Source organism: Haloarcula sp. K1 (genome assembly GCF_001647155.1).
Taxonomy (GTDB): domain Archaea; phylum Halobacteriota; class Halobacteria; order Halobacteriales; family Haloarculaceae; genus Haloarcula; species Haloarcula hispanica.
Genome location: NZ_LRHL01000043.1, coordinates 333,445 through 349,550, shown reverse-complemented (window position 1 = coordinate 349,550; position 16,106 = coordinate 333,445). Strand labels below are relative to the sequence as shown.

18 protein-coding genes and 1 tRNA gene are annotated in these 16,106 nt (G+C 62.2%); 8 read left to right on the top strand and 11 right to left on the bottom strand.

The genetic code is table 11. The features are described from left to right. The 5 genes from AV929_RS15220 to AV929_RS15205 all read left to right on the top strand — a co-directional run bounded on the left by AV929_RS15220 (window position 1) and on the right by AV929_RS15205 (window position 3,669). Window positions 1-552, top strand: a complete 552-nt coding sequence (locus tag AV929_RS15220; protein ID WP_064288641.1) for a hypothetical protein — start codon at window positions 1-3, stop codon at window positions 550-552. Next, window positions 549-1,343 carry a hypothetical protein gene (locus tag AV929_RS15215; RefSeq protein ID WP_064288640.1) on the top strand — a complete coding sequence of 265 codons (795 nt, stop codon included), beginning with the start codon at window positions 549-551 and terminating at the stop codon, window positions 1,341-1,343. The genes AV929_RS15220 and AV929_RS15215 overlap by 4 nt, the downstream gene beginning before the upstream one ends. Further along, the gene (locus AV929_RS15210) at window positions 1,336-2,511 is read left to right on the top strand and encodes a hypothetical protein (RefSeq protein ID WP_064288639.1); all 1,176 of its coding nucleotides are present in this window, start codon (window positions 1,336-1,338) and stop codon (window positions 2,509-2,511) included. The genes AV929_RS15215 and AV929_RS15210 overlap by 8 nt, the downstream gene beginning before the upstream one ends. Window positions 2,512-2,671: 160 nt before the next feature. Continuing rightward, a complete protein-coding gene (locus AV929_RS21495) occupies window positions 2,672-3,055 on the top strand; it encodes a hypothetical protein (RefSeq protein ID WP_080510093.1) in 384 nt (127 codons plus the stop codon). A gap of 59 nt (window positions 3,056-3,114) precedes the next feature. Beyond that, window positions 3,115-3,669, top strand: a complete 555-nt coding sequence (locus AV929_RS15205; protein WP_064288638.1) for a hypothetical protein — start codon at window positions 3,115-3,117, stop codon at window positions 3,667-3,669. 223 nt (window positions 3,670-3,892) lie between these two features. Here the strand turns inward: AV929_RS15205 and AV929_RS15200 are convergent, their stop codons facing one another. The 10 genes from AV929_RS15200 to AV929_RS15165 all read right to left on the bottom strand — a co-directional run bounded on the left by AV929_RS15200 (window position 3,893) and on the right by AV929_RS15165 (window position 10,144). After that, complete coding sequence (locus AV929_RS15200; protein WP_064288637.1) at window positions 3,893-5,509, bottom strand: MarR family transcriptional regulator; 1,617 nt, start codon at window positions 5,507-5,509, stop codon at window positions 3,893-3,895. Further along, window positions 5,497-5,655, bottom strand: coding sequence for a hypothetical protein (locus tag AV929_RS22435; protein ID WP_191449565.1), 159 nt, complete (start codon window positions 5,653-5,655; stop codon window positions 5,497-5,499). The genes AV929_RS15200 and AV929_RS22435 overlap by 13 nt, the downstream gene beginning before the upstream one ends. After that, window positions 5,652-5,849 (bottom strand): RNA polymerase sigma factor, encoded by a 198-nt coding sequence (locus tag AV929_RS21490; RefSeq protein WP_080510092.1) that lies wholly within the window; start codon window positions 5,847-5,849, stop codon window positions 5,652-5,654. The genes AV929_RS22435 and AV929_RS21490 overlap by 4 nt, the downstream gene beginning before the upstream one ends. Further along, window positions 5,846-6,109 carry a hypothetical protein gene (locus tag AV929_RS15195; protein WP_064288636.1) on the bottom strand — a complete coding sequence of 88 codons (264 nt, stop codon included), beginning with the start codon at window positions 6,107-6,109 and terminating at the stop codon, window positions 5,846-5,848. The genes AV929_RS21490 and AV929_RS15195 overlap by 4 nt, the downstream gene beginning before the upstream one ends. Before the next feature lie 191 nt (window positions 6,110-6,300). Then, window positions 6,301-6,372, bottom strand: a tRNA-Ala gene (locus AV929_RS15190). Window positions 6,373-6,510: 138 nt separating this feature from the next. Beyond that, complete coding sequence (rpsJ, locus tag AV929_RS15185) at window positions 6,511-6,822, bottom strand: 30S ribosomal protein S10 (protein ID WP_004515425.1); 312 nt, start codon at window positions 6,820-6,822, stop codon at window positions 6,511-6,513. A gap of 3 nt (window positions 6,823-6,825) precedes the next feature. Further along, window positions 6,826-8,091: a translation elongation factor EF-1 subunit alpha gene (gene tuf / locus AV929_RS15180; RefSeq protein WP_005537153.1), complete on the bottom strand. Its 1,266-nt coding sequence runs from the start codon at window positions 8,089-8,091 to the stop codon at window positions 6,826-6,828. A 277-nt stretch (window positions 8,092-8,368) separates the two neighbouring features. Beyond that, entirely contained in the window at window positions 8,369-9,313 is a 945-nt protein-coding gene (locus AV929_RS15175; RefSeq protein WP_064288635.1) for a homoserine dehydrogenase, read from the bottom strand. Beyond that, window positions 9,310-9,843 carry an amino acid-binding protein gene (locus AV929_RS15170; protein ID WP_008307542.1) on the bottom strand — a complete coding sequence of 178 codons (534 nt, stop codon included), beginning with the start codon at window positions 9,841-9,843 and terminating at the stop codon, window positions 9,310-9,312. Before AV929_RS15170 ends, AV929_RS15175 begins: the two co-directional genes overlap by 4 nt. Window positions 9,844-9,922: 79 nt before the next feature. After that, window positions 9,923-10,144, bottom strand: a complete 222-nt coding sequence (locus AV929_RS15165) for a hypothetical protein (protein WP_014041479.1) — start codon at window positions 10,142-10,144, stop codon at window positions 9,923-9,925. Between the two features lie 105 nt (window positions 10,145-10,249). Here AV929_RS15165 and AV929_RS15160 point away from each other — a divergent pair, with 105 nt between their 5' ends. After that, a complete protein-coding gene (locus AV929_RS15160) occupies window positions 10,250-11,344 on the top strand; it encodes a peptidase (RefSeq protein ID WP_014041480.1) in 1,095 nt (364 codons plus the stop codon). A gap of 196 nt (window positions 11,345-11,540) precedes the next feature. On the opposite strand, the gene AV929_RS15155 is transcribed toward AV929_RS15160, so the two are convergent. Further along, window positions 11,541-13,727, bottom strand: a complete 2,187-nt coding sequence (locus AV929_RS15155) for an elongation factor EF-2 (protein WP_014041481.1) — start codon at window positions 13,725-13,727, stop codon at window positions 11,541-11,543. Between the two features lie 203 nt (window positions 13,728-13,930). On the opposite strand from AV929_RS15155, the gene AV929_RS15150 reads away from it, so the two are divergent. Then, on the top strand, window positions 13,931-15,124 hold the full coding sequence (locus AV929_RS15150) for a PLP-dependent aspartate aminotransferase family protein (RefSeq protein WP_064288634.1): 1,194 nt from the start codon (window positions 13,931-13,933) through the stop codon (window positions 15,122-15,124). A 70-nt stretch (window positions 15,125-15,194) separates the two neighbouring features. After that, window positions 15,195-15,989, top strand: coding sequence for a DUF5781 family protein (locus AV929_RS15145; RefSeq protein WP_064288633.1), 795 nt, complete (start codon window positions 15,195-15,197; stop codon window positions 15,987-15,989). Window positions 15,990-16,106: the final 117 nt, after the last annotated feature.

Genomic DNA, 16,106 nt, shown 5'->3' with positions numbered 1-16,106 from the left:
ATGCGTTCCATTTTCTTCGTCGCGCTGCTCGTGGTCAGCCTCGGCTGCGTCAGCGCTCCGACCGCCGCACAGTCCGCGGGCAACCTCCCCGCTGAAACACCCGGCCCACAGCCCACAGCCAACGCTACTGATACCACGCGCATCGACGGACAGACCGAGATCGTCGGCTCAGAGTACCTGCCAGACGAAGGAATCGCCCGAATCACCCTCCGGTCAAGCGCAGTCCAGACCGTGACGATCTCCGACGCCGGCCGCTTCCAGGAAGGCGGGAAAATCCCCGTCCGCACGGTTGCCATGCGCTCGGACGACACCGCCACCATCGAGATTCCCGTCACCGAGAAAGACGGCTACGTCGGTGTCGCCATTTCCACGGCGAACACGCCGCTCTACGCCGAAATCGTACAACAGCCCTCCGGTGGTGGGCTCGACATCCTCCGCGCGCTCTCGTCGTTGCAGGCGTGGCTCGCCGGGGCAACTGTCGCGTTCATCTGGATGATCGTAGCTGGCTACAACGTAATCCGCGGCGAGAACGGCCGTCCGGAGGTAGCATGAAGCCCGCACCGACCTTCCAGAACAACCGCGACCGGCTTGTCTACCTGCTTGCCGAGTACAAGCTACTAATCGGCGGGATGCTCGTCGGTGCGGCCGTGCTGTTCGCCTACTACCAGCCGCAGCTGCCGACCCTGCCGACGTGGATTCCCGCCATCGCAGTCGGCTGGCTCGTGCTGGCGATCCCCTGCTATCTTGTCGGTGCGAAGATCGCCCGCTGGCTCCGTCGACGTAACTGGGTCGAAGTTCACCACGTCAACGCCGTCGAGGACACGACCGAGAAGTACTATATCCCGCCGGAACTCTGGCGCGAGAAAGAGATCGACGGCCCAGACCCATATCCTGTCAACGGTGGCAGCGCGTGGGCTGTCCGCGAGTACGAGTATCTCGAAGACATCGGCCAGCTCCGCGTTGAGGGCGTCTGGCTCGAAGGCTGTCAGGACACCCAGCTAATGACCAGCAAGAAGCAGATGCAGGATATCCACGGCTGGCTCATCGACCGCGCCGAAGAACTCGCCGCAATCCGTGGTCGGTGGTCCCGTGGGTCCGTCGAGCTGCAAAAGAAGCTCGTCACCGCCGACGCCGAAGCCAACGAGCGCGGCCAGATGATTCAGAAGACAGCGGCCAAGGAGACCTTCGGTGACCTCATCGAAGACGGCGAGAATCCCGAAGACGCACCCACCATCCACGACCTCACCGACGCACCCGATCCCACAGCAGACGCCGCTGTGGGCTATGGGCAAGACGAACCGACCAGTGAGCAACCGCAGGACCCACGACTAAACGATGACTGACGACGGAAACGACCTCTACACGCCTGCACAGTTCCGCGAGTATCAGGACGGCTACGGCCAGCGCGATCCCGACGAGGTACACCAACACGCCGGAATCGTCCGTGATGAGAAACTATCGCGCTATCTCTCGATACTCGAAACGCATTACGATCCACGCCACTGCGACCGGCCCGGAAAGATGCCGGGACAGGCTAAGGATCTCTCGCACGTTCGGGAAATCATCCGCATCGAAGGCACTGAAACAGCACGGCGGGCCATGGCGAACGGTGATATGCAATCGTTGAAGCACTTCACTGGAGACGCCGGCCAGCGGGCCGATATCTCCGGAATCAAAGCTATCGACCAGCTCCGGGCACAGATGACCGGCCCCGCTCCGATGTTCTACGAATGGGCCGAGCCCGGTACTGGCAAGTCGAACTTCGCCTGTCTGCTCGGACAGCTCTGGAAGGAACAACAGCCCTCAGACGCCCTGGTCGCATCGAACATCCGGACGCTCGAAGAGACGGACGAGTGGACCGACTCGGACGGCGACCGTCGTGACGGCTGGCTGGCGAACTACGGCGAGCTGAACGAGTGGCTGAAACAGGACGGTGATCCCATGCACAACGAGCAGGTCCCAAAACTGTTCATCTTCGACGAGGCCAGCAGTAACGCCGGCGGGAGTGGGTCGGACGGCTACGAGACGAAAACCAAGCTCGGGCCACTCACCTACAAGATCCGGAAGTACGGCGGGTCGCTCATCATCATCGGCCACGACGGCCGTGACGTGCATCCGCTCGTTCGGGAACTCGGCGTGTGCGTCCACAAGGAAGGGCTGAAAGAAGCGACCTTCTACGAAGACGTGCGGAACCGGAAGGGCGTCAACCCGATCTTCTCCGTATCCGGTATCCCCGAGACGGACTGGCGCTATGACGACAAGGAACCGACCACGTGGTCCTGGTCGAGCGGTGAGGATGACAGCGACGAGGTGGACCCGGAAGACCTCTCTCGAAAGCTCGCGATCTACACGGTCATCACGGCAAAGGAATCAGAACCGGACAGACCAAACCACGAAATCGCCGATTTTGTACCGTACAGCGCCGAATGGGTCCGACAGCGCTGGAACGAGTATCAGGACGACGGCAAGCACCGCAACGTGGTTGGTGAAGTGACGGAGCTAACCGCATGACAGCGACGGAATTCGAGCAACCCAACAACAATCAACCCCCCGGCGCAGCCTTGGTATTGGCCCATGGCGTGCGCTCGCGGTGCGAGCACGCGCGAGCCATGGGCAGCGGCCGCGAACAGCCCAGAGGAGTATCTATATATGACGCACGCGAGGTGCGCGAATGAGTCGCAGCCACAAAGCCAATCACTACGGCACGCTCGTCGAGCGCAAAGCCGCCAAGCGGTACGACCTCGAACTAGATCGATGCAGCTGGCACGATGCGAAGCGGCCCGATGGGGCACCGGTCGAAATTAAGTCGGCAATGCATCGTCATGCCGACGGCCAGCCCGGTACGTTCAAGCTATACGACCAGTACCACGAACGATTACGGGCAGCGAACGGATGGTACGTGTTCGGTGTGTATCGGGTGTGTGGACGTGGTGTTAAAGTGTTAAACTGGGAGATGCGTCACTCGTCACGGTTACCACATCTCAATTGGCATGGTGGAGGAGAGCATCGTGATTCTCAACAAGCCAAAATCAAAATAGAATTGTTTCTGTCATAATATACACCAAAATCCAATAGATACTAATAAAAATATATTCTATAATATAAAATACGCCTATGATTGAATATATTAAAGACCAGTATAAGAATGCAGATGAGACAGAGGTTAAAATTTCGATAGGTATCTCAGTTGTAATTGTAGCAGGGATTACTCAGGATCTGGTTGACTTCGATTTTCTGGAAAGTATTATAACTGCAGCAGTGTCCGTGATGTCCGGTTTCCTCATTGAATCTTTCATAACCTTCGCTATTGTTGGTATTATTAAACAAAAACATATTCAAGAGGTTCCGAAGAAGTTCCGTACATTAACGGGTACCGTCGGGGTAATCATTGTAACCAGTATTGTGATTTATTCAAATGGGCCGGTCGAGGGGTATGTGTCTGGTTTTTCATTTCTTGTTGCATTTGGTACTTATAGTGTGAAGTGTATGGATTCTGACTCATATATTGATATGGGGGTTACCCTATGGAATCTAGTAGGTTTGGCGCTCATTTCGTTCGTTATCGGTTTAACAGCAATATCTCAGCTTGGAGCCTTGAGAGTTGTCGGTAGTGTAATATTTGTTATGATCCTCTCGGTAGTTACTGAGTTTCGGCTCAGGAAAGCGTAGCTCTATCAGCATAGAAGTGCGGTGTATTTTGATGAAGTGGCCTTAGCCACACCTCTAAACGGAATCACAACCCCCCGGGTTTGATTCCGTTCGGGCGACGGCCGAGCTATGGGCTCGGTCAAGCCTCGATCACGCCGGCGGCCATGCCGGTCAGGGAGAAAATCGGCAAAACAAGCGGTGTTTTCGGGGTGCTGGACAGTGATGCCTCTCAGCAGGCGGGCCGCTACCCGGTGGCGAGCCAGCGCCAGGCCGTCCCTCGCGAGCCGTCCGCGAGCTGGACCTGGGCCTGCCGGTAGCGCTCTTCGGGCATTCCCGCGTCTTTCCACACCCGGAAGCCTTCACGAATCGCTTTCCCGTGCTTCTCGATCTCTCCGAACCGCAGGGTCATCTGTGCCTCTCGGGCGTCCTTTACATCGATACCATGGCGGGCTGCCCATGCGATGAACGCGCTCATCGTATTCTCCAGCCCACGTTCGGCTGCTTCCGCGGCCTTCGCCGCGGTATCGACAGCACGGCGAGTGGCTTCACGCGCCTCGTCGACGGCGGCGTGAACCATCTCTGCGACGTACTCCGACCGGAGCGACACGTCGGCATAGTCCGATATCACCAAGTCTTCCATCTCTCGAAGCGCTCGACGGACACTCTCGACATGACGGCTGTACTCGTCGGCTATATCCGCCGGAGCAACCTGCCCGCCGTCTGCCACCAACATCTCCAGTGCTTCCCACTGCACCGGTGAGAGCCCATCTGAGAGGTGGCGCACGACGACACTCTCCTGCTTCTGCTCGACTCGCGTCAGATCCAAGCCCACCGGTTCGGGGCCGGAGTGGTCTACCTCCGGCTCGAAGTACGAATCTTCGACAAATGGGCCGGAACCAGATGGTGCGATGTCGATACCCGCATCGGCCAGTACCGACAGCACAGTCTGGTCTAACTCCCGTTCCAGCGTCTCCAAGTCGCGCCACCGGACAGTTTCGTCATCATCCAGCAGCGAGGCCTGCAGAGACGAGCCGACTTTCGGGTGGGATAGCGGATGGTCGTCGGGCACAGACAGCGCCTCGCGGGCGTAGTAGTGCTTCACCTCCTTGGGGAGGTGGTGGTCGGGGAACGCCTCTCGAATCCGCTTCGGGCCGAGTGTGGCCGTGTGGTAGTATCCTGGCAGGTTCCGCCCGCGCTCGTCGTCATCGTTCTGGACGATCTTCCGATAGCCACGACGATCTGACTCCAGGAGGTGACCCATCGCCGCAATCGGCCCATCGCGAGCATGGACCGGCCCACTGGCGTCGCGATGAACCCGGGCATACTTCTCGGCGTCCTGAACGTTGCTGTAGGAATGTGGCTCCTCGAAGTACCGACCGGTGACGCCGATCTCGATGGCCGCCCGCTGCAGTAGCTCGGGGTATCGGTGAAACTCGATATTCGACCCTTTCACGCGGACGTTCACACCTTCGCCGAAGCCGTCCGGAACGGGAATCTCGATACGGCTGCCGTCGTCACGCTCGCCCTGCATTCCGGGCCAGCGTGGGGCAACATGGGCTACGAAATCCTGCTGACCGACCGAATCCTCTTCGGGATGACGAGCGACCTTCAGCCGGTACTCACGCATGTTCTGCAGCTGCCAGTCCGTTCCCTGTGGTGTCCGCTCGCCGGGGTGAACGATATTGCTGTCCTGGTAGGAGAGGCGAACGACCCACCGCTCGCCGTCCTGCAGGAACTCGCCGCTCTTTGACCCCTCACCAGCCTTGACCTCACTGTCCAGTGCGAAAAACGGCGCAAGGCCGTCGCTATTGAACAGGAGATTGGCGTGGAGTTCGTGAGGGGCCAGCCCTATCGTTCGCATCGCCCCCCGTCAGTCTTGACGGCAGCCACCGCCCGCTCGACCTCGGATTGACTCTCTGCAAGCGGTTGGAGATTCGTCCAGTCGAACTGAAGGGGTTCACCCGCTTCGATGTCGTACAATTCTGAGGCGCGGACGAATCCAGTCACGCCGGAGCCACCTCCAGTTTCTCGCGAGCACGACCAAGGAGGTTGCCAACAGTACCGGGTGAACGGCCAGTCTTGCGGGCGTACTCCCGTGGCCCATACTGGCCCATGCCCACAGCCTCGTACACCTCTCGCTCGGCGTCAGTCAGTGACGACAGGTCTGGTTCGTAATCGAAAAGCGACGACTGTGGACTCACAGACTCTCACCCCCGTCAGTCCGGGCTTCCACTCGACCGCCCTGATTCCGCTGTGGCTGGTCTTCCGGATCGGGGTAGTCGAGTTCTTTCCCAGCTGCAGTACCCCGCGAGATACGGGGCATACAGTCACAGGCTGGACAGCGGTGGGCGATATCATCGTCGTCGCCGAACGTCCGCCGGAAGTCACGCGAAACGTGTGCCCCGCAGTGCTGGCAGTTCGACTTCTCGATAGTTGCGTTCTCGACAAGTCGGTTACTCAAGAGAAACCACCCCCGCTCGGGAAGCGGCCAAATCCTTCGCAAAATCGCAAGACCGCACCCCAGATGATTCGTAACCGTTCGTGGTTCGATTTGACTTCGAGTTTATACGCAGATTGATCTGCGAGTAAGATTCAGATAGAAGGGCGTAGGCGACGCTTTTCGGGATAGTTCGCCAGAACGATGTAACGCCATGGACTCGCCGGGATTTGAACCCGGGGCCTCTTCCTTGCGAAGGAAGCGATCTGCCACTGATCTACGAGCCCGCGTGGTCTGCCACTCGAACGCGGAGTTATAAAAACCCTGCGCGTGAGAGCGGCCTTCGATAGCGATTCACACTGTCCCGGCCAGCGGTTCGGTCGGGCTACACAACGACGCTGTCGCGAAGCGACAGGTCCCGAGGCTCAGTCCTCGAGGACGATCTCGATGGAGACGTCGTTGGGAACCTGGATGCGCATCAGCTGGCGCAGTGCCCGTTCGTCGGCGTCGATATCGATGAGCCGCTTGTGGACGCGCATCTCCCAGTGTTCCCACGTCGCGGTCCCCTCACCGTCGGGGGACTTGCGGGTGGGAACCTCCAGCGTCTTGGTGGGGAGCGGAACCGGACCGGAGAGTTCGACGCCGGTCTTGTTCGCGATCTCCCGCACGTCGGCGCAGATGTCGTCGAGGTCCTCGGGGCTTGTGCCCGCGAGCCGAACGCGTGCCTGCTGGGACATACGTTATCGCTCGTTGACGCTGAGGACTTTGCCGGCGGCGATGGTCTGACCCATGTCGCGGATAGCGAACGAACCGAGCTCCGGAATCTCGGAGGACGGCTCGATGCTGAGCGGCTTCTGTGGGCGGACCGTCACGACGGCGGCGTCCCCGTTCTGGATGAAGTCGGGGTTCTCCTCGGCGACCTCACCGGAGGACGGGTCGATCTTCTTGTCGATGGACTCGACAGTACAGGCGACCTGTGCCGTGTGGGCGTGGAAGACCGGCGTGTACCCTTCCGTGATGACGGACGGGTGCTGCATCACGACGATCTGGGCCTGGAAGGTCTCGGCGACCGACGGCGGGTCGTCGGCCGGACCGCAGACGTCACCGCGTCGGATGTCGTCCTTGCCGACGCCGCGGACGTTGAAGCCGACGTTGTCACCGGGCTCGGCCTTCGGGACTTCCTCGTGGTGCATCTCGACGGTCTTCACTTCACCGGAGACGTCAGACGGCTGGAAGCTGACGTTGTCGCCCGTGTTCAGGATACCCGTCTCGACACGGCCGACCGGGACCGTACCGATACCGGAGATGGTGTAGACGTCCTGAATCGGCAGTCGGAGCGGCGCGTCCGTCGGCGGCTCCGGAGCCGGCAGGTTGTTGAGTGCTTCCAGCAGGATTTCGCCGTCGTACCAGTCCGTGTTCTCGGACTCCTCGGCGACATTGTCGCCTTCGAACGCCGAGAGCGGGATGAACTTGGCGTTGTCAGGGTCGAAGCGGACCTGTGTGAGGAGGTCCTTGACCTCTTCGACGACCTGCTTGTACTCGGACTCGCCGTAGTCGACGAGGTCCATCTTGTTGACACCGACGACGAGCTCGCCGATGCCCAGGGTGCGGGCCAGGAACACGTGCTCCTGAGTCTGCGGCTGAACGCCGTCGTCCGCGGCGACGACCAGGACGGCGTTGTCGGCCTGGGACGCGCCGGTAATCATGTTCTTCACGAAGTCGCGGTGACCAGGACAGTCCACGATGGTGAAATCGTAGGCGTCGGTGCTGAACTCCTGGTGGGCGATGTCGATGGTGACACCGCGCTCACGCTCTTCGGCGAGGTTGTCCATGACGTAGGCGAACTCGAAGCCGCCCTTGCCCTTCTCCTCGGCTTCTTCTTTGTGCTGTTCGATGACGTGCTCCGGTACCGATCCTGTCTCGTACAGGAGTCGGCCGACGAGCGTGCTCTTCCCGTGGTCGACGTGGCCGATAATGGCCAGGTTCTGGTGTTGTTCGTCGCTCATTGTTATCTCTCACGCGCAGAGGCGCTGTATCGGGTTTATTAGCTGGTGGTTCATAAAACGATTTCGAAAGCGTGTAAGCGTCAGCCCGTCGCTTTCTTGCGATTCGGCACGACATGGCATGGTAGTGTGGCACCCAATAGCTTGGTCAGGGAGAACGACCGATACCGGCAGTCACGGCCGGGTTTGTGTCCTTCGGAGTGACAAACGGGACTGCCAACTGAGGGAAGCACAGTGAATAAGAGAACGATACAGGCGCGTCGGAAATCCCGCTATCTCGTTACAGTCGGCCGATATCGGCAAGCACCGCGCTCGCGGTTTCCGGGCCGCCGGCACCGCGCCCGGAGATGTTGAGCTGGCCGGCGTGTTCGGTCTCTAGCTGCGCGATGTTCCGGGTCCCGGAGACGGCAAGCGGCGCGTTGTCCGGAACGAGCCGCGGGCCGACGCGGACGGAGCCCTCGACGACCTCGGCGATGAGCCGAACGGTCCGCCCGTCAGCCCGTGCGAGTTCGAGCGCACTGCCGGAGATATCCTGAATGCCCTCGACTTCGGCGTCATCGAGCGTGTATTCTGTCTCGTCATCGGCCAGGACGTTCGCGACGATGACGCCTTTCAGCGCCGCGTCGGTGCCGTCGACGTCGAAGGTCGGGTCAGCCTCGGCAACGCCGAGGTCCTGCGCCTCCGCGAGGACGTGCTCGTAATCGAGACCCTCGGTCGCCATCCGGGAGAGGATGAAGTTCGCCGTCCCGTTGAGCACCCCGCGGACGGCGGTAATGTGGCTCGGGTCGAAGTCGTCGATGGTCGAGAGGACCGGCATCGCGCCGCCGACGGTTGCCTCGAACAGCACGCTCCCCTCGCTTTCGCGTTCCAGCGCGCGAACGTCGGCGTACCGCTCTGCGACCGGGCCTTTGTTCGCCAGCACGGCGTGGCGGTCCCGTTCGAGTGCGGCCTGAACGTGGCTGAACCCCGGTTCGGCGTCGCCGAGCGTCGTCGGCGTCGCCTCGACGAGTACGTCGTACTCGGCCGAAAGCGCGTCTTCGGGTGCGGCACTGCCGACAACGCCGTCGGTTCGCTTCCGGTCGAGCACCTCGGCAGTGTCGATGCCGGCGCTGTCGATGACGGCACTACTGGAGTCAGCGAACGCGGTGACCGAATGGCCGTAGTCGCTCGCTAATTCGACGACGCTGGAGCCGACTGCACCGGCTCCGATGACGGCGAGCCTCATGCCTCACCTCCCGCAGCGAGCGGTTCGATGACGTGGAGCCCCTTCTCGTCGGCGACAGCACGAATCGAAGTCATCGTCTCGTCGACTGCCCCTTCCTCGGTCGCCAGTCGGATGCGCGCGCTGGAGGCGTCGTCGGTCCCCTCCGGTGCCGACAGCGAGAGGTCGGTCACGGTCGCGTCCGTGGACTCGTGAATCCGCGAGAGCGTGTCAGAGAGGTCTGTGTTGACGAGATGGCCGGTGAGGATGATCGTCAACGCCTCGCTGTACTGCTCGGCCCCGGCCTGGATGACGTTGATGCCCGCGTCCCGAAGTGCGTCGACGATTCCGTCGAACCGCTCGGGGGTCGCCTCCAGGTCGACCTCCACGGGGATGTGGCCCCGCGGGGTCACGTTCCCCCGCTCGTGGAAGATAGAGAGGAGGTTCCCGCCGTTCGTGGCGATGGGCTCGAGCGCCCGCAGCAGTTCGCCCGGTTCGTCGACCAGCTCCAGCCGAACTGTGTAGGACCGTACCTCGTCGGTCGAGTCGCTCATCGCCCGCTCACCTCCTGGGTATCTCGGCTCATTGTGGATGACTCAGCAGGGGCACGTATAAGAAACCGTTCGTTTGGTCTCAGGGCAGAAAGCGGTCGTACAGGTCGTCGATCCACTCGTTGTACGCCTCGCCGCGAGGCGACCCCCAGGGATTGCGTGAAAAGTAGTACATCGCCGCGAACATCCCCGCAAGCGTCAGCGCCAGCCCCGTCGGCAGGACGAGATTCCAGATGAACGTCGACGTGCCGGCGATGACAGCAGCGACGAGAAGGTCCACAATCTGGTGAAGGCGGTCACTCATACCCTGCCGTTCGGTTCCGGGTGACCTAAGCGTGGGGCTCCGCCGTCGTGACAGTCGCGGGCAGGGAACGCTACGTTTTTTTCCTACCGGTGAAGCGTGTCGTATGTGCACGCCCTCCAGTCAGCCCCGATAGCGATAGGTACGGCGGCGTTCCTCGTCGGTGTCCTCGCCGTCGTCGGAGCGGGCATCGGCGCGCTCGGAAGCGCGGTCGTACGACGACTCTCGAACCCCGTCGCCAGATACCGGCAGTTGTTCCTCGGCATCATACTCCCATTCACGCTGCTGTCGTACGTCGTCTTTCTGTTGCTCGGACTCGGCCACTTGATCGCCGGCGGGCAGACCGGAGTGGTCGGAGCAGTGGTAGCGACGTTCGCCGAGCTGCTCGCCGCCGGCACCGTCGGACTGGCCGCCTACGCGCCGACTGTCCCGGGTATCCGCAGCGTTCGTGACATCGAACTCTCGACCGGTCGGGCGGTGGTCCGGATGGGACGGTACGTCCTCGGAATCACTGCGTTGGTGACTGTCGTCGTGGTACCGCTCGAAACCGGGCTGTCGCCCCCCGGACTGCTGGCTCTCGTTACCGTTTTCGCTGTCACCGTACAGGCTGTCTCCCCGTGGTTCATCCCGCTAATCCGGTCGGTCGATAGACCGGACGAACCGACAGCGGAGACGCTGGAGCGACTCAAAGAGCGTGCGGGACTGACTGTCCGAGACGTCCGGGTGTTCGACACCGAACAGGAGAGAACCGCGAACGTGACCGTGCGCGGCTTCCCCGGGTATCGCCGCCTGTTCCTGACGAGCACGTTCCTCGACGTGTTCGACGACGAGACGGCGACGGCCCTGCTCGCAATCCAGGCCGGCCGCCAGAACGCCCGAGTCCTTGCCCGGGTCGTCGGCGGCCTGCTTGTCGCAGTAGTTCCGCTGTTCGTGGCACTGGCCGACGTCGGCCCGCTGTGGCCGCTTGCCGGCGCAAGTCTCGGACTCATCGTCGCCAGCCTGTGGGTCACCCGCCGCGGTGTCCGGGCAGCCGACGACTACGCGGCCGACCGCGTCGGCCCCGATGCCGTTGCCGACGCCCTCGAACGGTACGCTACCGTCCACGAAATGGAGCCGTCGAGACGACGACTCGCAAACCCGTTCTCGAAATCGCCACCGCTGGGGAACCGAATCGACCGGTTGCGGGAACAAGCGGGAGAATGAGAGCAGTCCTGTAGCGGGGCAGAGACAAGAGAAAGCGGGCAGACAGCATACCGCGCGCCGGCGGCGCGCGGTTTCACTCCGAGCGCGCTCACAGAGCGCGACTTGGAGGTCGTTTTTAGCGTAGATTTTTACGAGGAGTGGTTCCCGCAGCGCCGCCATCGGCGGCGCGAGGAAACCCGACGAAGTAAAAAGGTACTTAGAAGTAGTCGATAGCCGGGTTCAGTTCCTGCTTCATGCCCTTGCGCTCGCGGATCTCGCTGATCTTGTCGGGCTGGAGGTTGTCGGCAAGGACCTGGAAGCCGGCGTTCTCGGTGTTCCAGGAGGCACGGCCCTCAGTGGCCGAGCGGATGTCTGAGGAGAAGCCGATCATCTCGTCGACCGGGGCGACGCCTTCGACGACCATCAGGTCGCCTTCCTGGTACATATCGTCGACGCGGCCACGGCGGCCCTGAATCTCGCCGCTCGCAGCGCCCATGTGGTCGTTGGGCACGTCGATGCGGACCTGCTGAATCGGCTCCAGCAGCTTGATGCTGGCGTCGATGAGCGCGTTGTGGACAGCCTCGCGGACGGCCGGGATGACCTGGGCCGGGCCGCGGTGGATGGCGTCCTCGTGGAGGCGGGCGTCGTGGAGACGGATGAGCGACCCCTGGACCGGCTCGGACGCGAGCGGGCCGTCGTCGAGGGCTTCTTCGAGGCCTTCGATGACGAGTTCCATCGTCTCGTTGAGGTGCTGGATACCCTTCGTCTCGTCGAGCAGGATGTTGGTCCCGTGGATGTGCTCGATGTTCTGGGAGTCGTCCTTGTCCATGCCGGCTTCCTGCAGCGCTTCACGGCGCTCCAGTTCTGGCATGTCCATCGACGCCTCGCCCATCTTGATGGTCTCGACGATGTCCTCGCCGAGCGGCTCGATGCTGATGTAGAAGCGGTTGTGGTTGTTCGGCGACCGACCTTCGACTTCGCGGCTCTCGTTCTGCGGGGCCTCGCGGTAGACAACAATCGGCTCACCGGTGTTGATCGGGATGCCCTGGTTGCGCTCGATACGCTGGCCGATGACTTCCAGGTGGAGTTCACCCTGCCCGGAGATGAGGTGCTCGCCGGTGTCCTCGTTAATTTCGACCTGGATGGTCGGGTCTTCCTTGGCGACCTGCTGGAGCGTCTCGATGAGCTTCGGCAGGTCGTCCATGTTCTGTGCCTCGACGGACTTCGTGATGACCGGCTCCGAGATGTGCTCGATGGACTCGAATGGCGTCATCTCCTCGCTGGAGACGGTGGAGCCAGCGATGGCGTCCTTGAGGCCCGTGACGGCGGCGATGTTCCCGGCGGGAACGTGCTCGACTTCCTCGCGCTCGCCACCCATGTAGATACCGACGCTCTGGATGCGGTTCTTGCCCGCAGTTCCGGAGACGTACAGCTCCTGCCCCTTCTCCAGCGTGCCGGAGAAGACACGACCGGCGGCGATTTCGCCAGCGTGGGGGTCGACACCGATGTCGGTGACCATCAGGACGACTTCGCCGTCCTCGTTGACCATCGCCATGTCCTCGGCGAGCTGGGATTCGGCGTCGCCACGCCAGATACGCGGAACTCGCATCGGCTGGGCGTCGACAGGGTTCGGGAAGTGCTCACACACCATGTCGAGCACCACGTCGGACAGCGGCGTGCGCTCGTGGAGTTCTTGGCGGTTGTCGTTGCGCTCGAGCTCCATGATTTCGCCGAAGTCCATGCCGGTCCGCTGCATCGACGGCATCGAGACGCCCCACTTGTACAGCGCGGAGCCGAAGCCGACGGTTCCTTCCTCGACGGAAACCGTCCAGTCCTCGATGTCGTCCATCTCCTCGGTCATGCCGCGGATGAGGTCGTTGACGTCCTGAATGACCGCGAGCAGGCGCTCCTGCATCTCCTCGGGTCCTTCCTGAAGCTCGGAGATGAGGCGGTCGACCTTGTTGATGAACAGCGTCGGCTTGACGCCCTCGCGGAGCGCCTGCCGGAGCACCGTCTCGGTCTGGGGCATCGCGCCCTCGACGGCGTCGACGACCACCAGCGCGCCGTCGACGGCACGCATCGCACGGGTCACGTCGCCACCGAAGTCGACGTGGCCAGGGGTGTCGATAAGGTTGATGAGGTGGTTCTGGTCCTCGTATTCGTGGGTCATCGAAACGTTAGCCGCGTCGATGGTGATCCCACGTTCCTGTTCGTCTTCCTCAGTGTCCATCGCCAGCTGTTCGCCGGCGGTGTCGTCGGAAATCATGCCGGCACCGGCCAGCAGATTGTCTGTCAGTGTCGTTTTTCCGTGATCGACGTGAGCAGCGATGGCGATGTTCCGGATGTGCTCCGGGTCGTCCATCAGTGTCTCACATTCTTGGACGATTTTCTTACGTCGGCCCATTATACAGCTTCCTATCAACAGCAGGGTCAAAAGGATAGTGTTTCACTACGGCCGTGACCGCTTGAAATTCGGCCGTTCGCGTGGGATAGTCTCGCATTAGCACTCGCTCGCAGCCAGGGGAGTATACCCGGCGATTATAATTATTTGCAGTTGGATGAGTAATGATTGCAAAGGTATTAGCGCCAGCCAGCGGACGGAAGCGTATGACTCGGCGTCCACACCTCGACACGATTGCAGTCGATACCGAGGCGGCGACAGCAGCAGGGGATGTCACGCTCCCGATACACCTCTCGTCGACCTACGAACTAGCCGGGCTCGACACGGACCTCTCTCTGGAGGACGTCGACCCCGGTGAAGGCGAGTTCCTCTACTCGCGGCTGTCGAACCCGACACGACACGGCCTCGAACAGGAGTTAGCCGCGCTAGAGGACGGAGAGCGAGCCTATGCCTTCAGTTCGGGGACAGCGGCCGTTGCAACAGCGGTGCTCTCACTGGTCGAACCGGGCGACCACGTCGTTGCGTTCGACGACCTGTACGCGGGCACGCGACGGATGTTCGAAACGCTGTTCCGGGACCAGCTTGGCGTCGACGTGGAGTTCGTCGACGCGACTGACGCCGACGCTGTCGCGGCCGCGATGACGCCGGCAACGGAGTTAGTCTGGGTCGAGACCCCGACAAATCCACTGATAAAACTCTGTGACATCGACGCGATTGCGGCCGTCGCCGCCGACTACGACGCGACGCTCGGGGTCGACAACACCTTCGCGAGTCCGTACTTCCAGCAGCCGCTGTCCCTCGGCGCGGACCTCGTGGTCCACAGCACGACGAAGTACCTCAACGGCCACAGCGATGCCGTCGGCGGCGCACTGATTACTAACGACCCCGAGGTGGCCGAGCGGGTGGAGTTCCGCCAGCAGATCGCGCTCGGGAACATGCTCGCCCCGTTCGACAGCTATCTCATCTCGCGGGGCATCAAGACGCTGGGTGTCCGGATGACTCGCCACGAGAACAACGCTATGGCCCTCGCGCAGTACCTCGACGACCACGAGCGCGTCGAAACGGTCCACTACCCAGGGTTAGAGAGTCACCCACAGCACGACCTGGCTCGCGAGCAGATGCAGGGCTTTGGCGGCGTGCTCTCGTTCGAACTGGCCGGAGACATGGCCGACGCCAAGCGCTTCCTCGAAGCGTTAGAGACGGTGACGCTGGCAGTCAGCCTCGGCGGCGTCGAGAGCCTGGCGGAGCTCCCGGCGGCGATGACACACGAACCCCTCTCACCGGCTGCGCGGGACGAACTCGGCATCTCTGACACGCTTATCCGCCTTTCGGTGGGTATCGAAGCCGTCGAGGACCTCCGGGCCGACCTGGAGCGCGGTTTCGCGGCGATTGAGTCCTGAGCACCCGCTCTGTGCGAACGCTGCCCCCACCCGTGGATTAATAGCTCTGCGACCCATGAGAAGGTGACACATGGACGTGCACGTGCAGGGTGGGCCGGCCGAACCGTTTCTCGGGGCGCGGGACCTCTTCTCGACGGAACACGACCTGAACCGACCAGTGACTGTCCGGATCCGGGAGGACCCCGACGAGCGCACCCGCGTCAGTCACAGCGACGACGCCCACCGGCTGACAATCTCCCGCCAGGCCGCGACGAGCGCGATGGCCCGCGAACTGGCGTTACACGAATACGCGCACATGCACCATCACGAACGGGAGCATCCGTCACACACCCAGTCGACGCGGGAGGCCATCTACCTCGCGCTGGCGGGGCGTTCGGTCGAGCAGCGAAAGCTCACGCACTGTTACCAGATCGCCAACCACATGAAAGACGTCTACGCCGACGACATCTGGATGCCGGTGGTACCCGGCGACAAACTGGTGCCGTTTCTGGAAGCCAGCCTCGCGGCTGCCGTCGCGGACCGGCCCGGCGACCCGCCGACCTGGGACCGCTCGACGTCACCGACCCGAGTGCGCCACCCCAGCGAACCGGCCGCACGACTGACGCCGGCTGCAGACCCGGATATCACGGCCGTCAATGCGGCGTTCGCCCTTGCGCTGTGTGAGCGCCACGACCTGGTCGAACCGGACCACCGGCTGTACGACCTCGCCCACGCCGCGGCCCAGGACGCCGAATCGGTCGACCTCACGGAGTTCAAGCGCCACTTCGCCTCGCTGTCGCCCGAGCCGAACGAGTCCGAGTTCCGGAAGGCGCTCGTCGACGTGACTCGCGCGTACGCCGGCGGCGGCGGCCGAGCGGCAGACTGAAACCGAATGTCCCGGGAAGACCGGCTCACTGACGGCCGGGTGTTGTCACACGCAGGCGATAGCCTCGTCGCCACCGACTGCCGGCTTCGCTTGCGCGCGAACACAAATTAACTGGCA

What these genes read in the sequence shown, in the direction of transcription:
- AV929_RS15145 (WP_064288633.1), top strand. Translation starts at nt 15,195, where the DNA reads ATGGACGTGCACGTGCAGGGTGGGCCGGCCGAACCGTTTCTCGGGGCG.
- AV929_RS15210 (WP_064288639.1), top strand. Translation starts at nt 1,336, where the DNA reads ATGACTGACGACGGAAACGACCTCTACACGCCTGCACAGTTCCGCGAG.
- tuf (WP_005537153.1), bottom strand. Translation starts at nt 8,091, where the DNA reads ATGAGCGACGAACAACACCAGAACCTGGCCATTATCGGCCACGTCGAC.
- AV929_RS15220 (WP_064288641.1), top strand. Translation starts at nt 1, where the DNA reads ATGCGTTCCATTTTCTTCGTCGCGCTGCTCGTGGTCAGCCTCGGCTGC.
- AV929_RS15170 (WP_008307542.1), bottom strand. Translation starts at nt 9,843, where the DNA reads ATGAGCGACTCGACCGACGAGGTACGGTCCTACACAGTTCGGCTGGAG.
- AV929_RS15155 (WP_014041481.1), bottom strand. Translation starts at nt 13,727, where the DNA reads ATGGGCCGACGTAAGAAAATCGTCCAAGAATGTGAGACACTGATGGAC.
- rpsJ (WP_004515425.1), bottom strand. Translation starts at nt 6,822, where the DNA reads ATGTCCCAGCAGGCACGCGTTCGGCTCGCGGGCACAAGCCCCGAGGAC.
- AV929_RS15215 (WP_064288640.1), top strand. Translation starts at nt 549, where the DNA reads ATGAAGCCCGCACCGACCTTCCAGAACAACCGCGACCGGCTTGTCTAC.
- AV929_RS15175 (WP_064288635.1), bottom strand. Translation starts at nt 9,313, where the DNA reads ATGAGGCTCGCCGTCATCGGAGCCGGTGCAGTCGGCTCCAGCGTCGTC.
- AV929_RS21495 (WP_080510093.1), top strand. Translation starts at nt 2,672, where the DNA reads ATGAGTCGCAGCCACAAAGCCAATCACTACGGCACGCTCGTCGAGCGC.
- AV929_RS15200 (WP_064288637.1), bottom strand. Translation starts at nt 5,509, where the DNA reads ATGCGAACGATAGGGCTGGCCCCTCACGAACTCCACGCCAATCTCCTG.
- AV929_RS15165 (WP_014041479.1), bottom strand. Translation starts at nt 10,144, where the DNA reads ATGAGTGACCGCCTTCACCAGATTGTGGACCTTCTCGTCGCTGCTGTC.
- AV929_RS15205 (WP_064288638.1), top strand. Translation starts at nt 3,115, where the DNA reads ATGATTGAATATATTAAAGACCAGTATAAGAATGCAGATGAGACAGAG.
- AV929_RS15150 (WP_064288634.1), top strand. Translation starts at nt 13,931, where the DNA reads ATGACTCGGCGTCCACACCTCGACACGATTGCAGTCGATACCGAGGCG.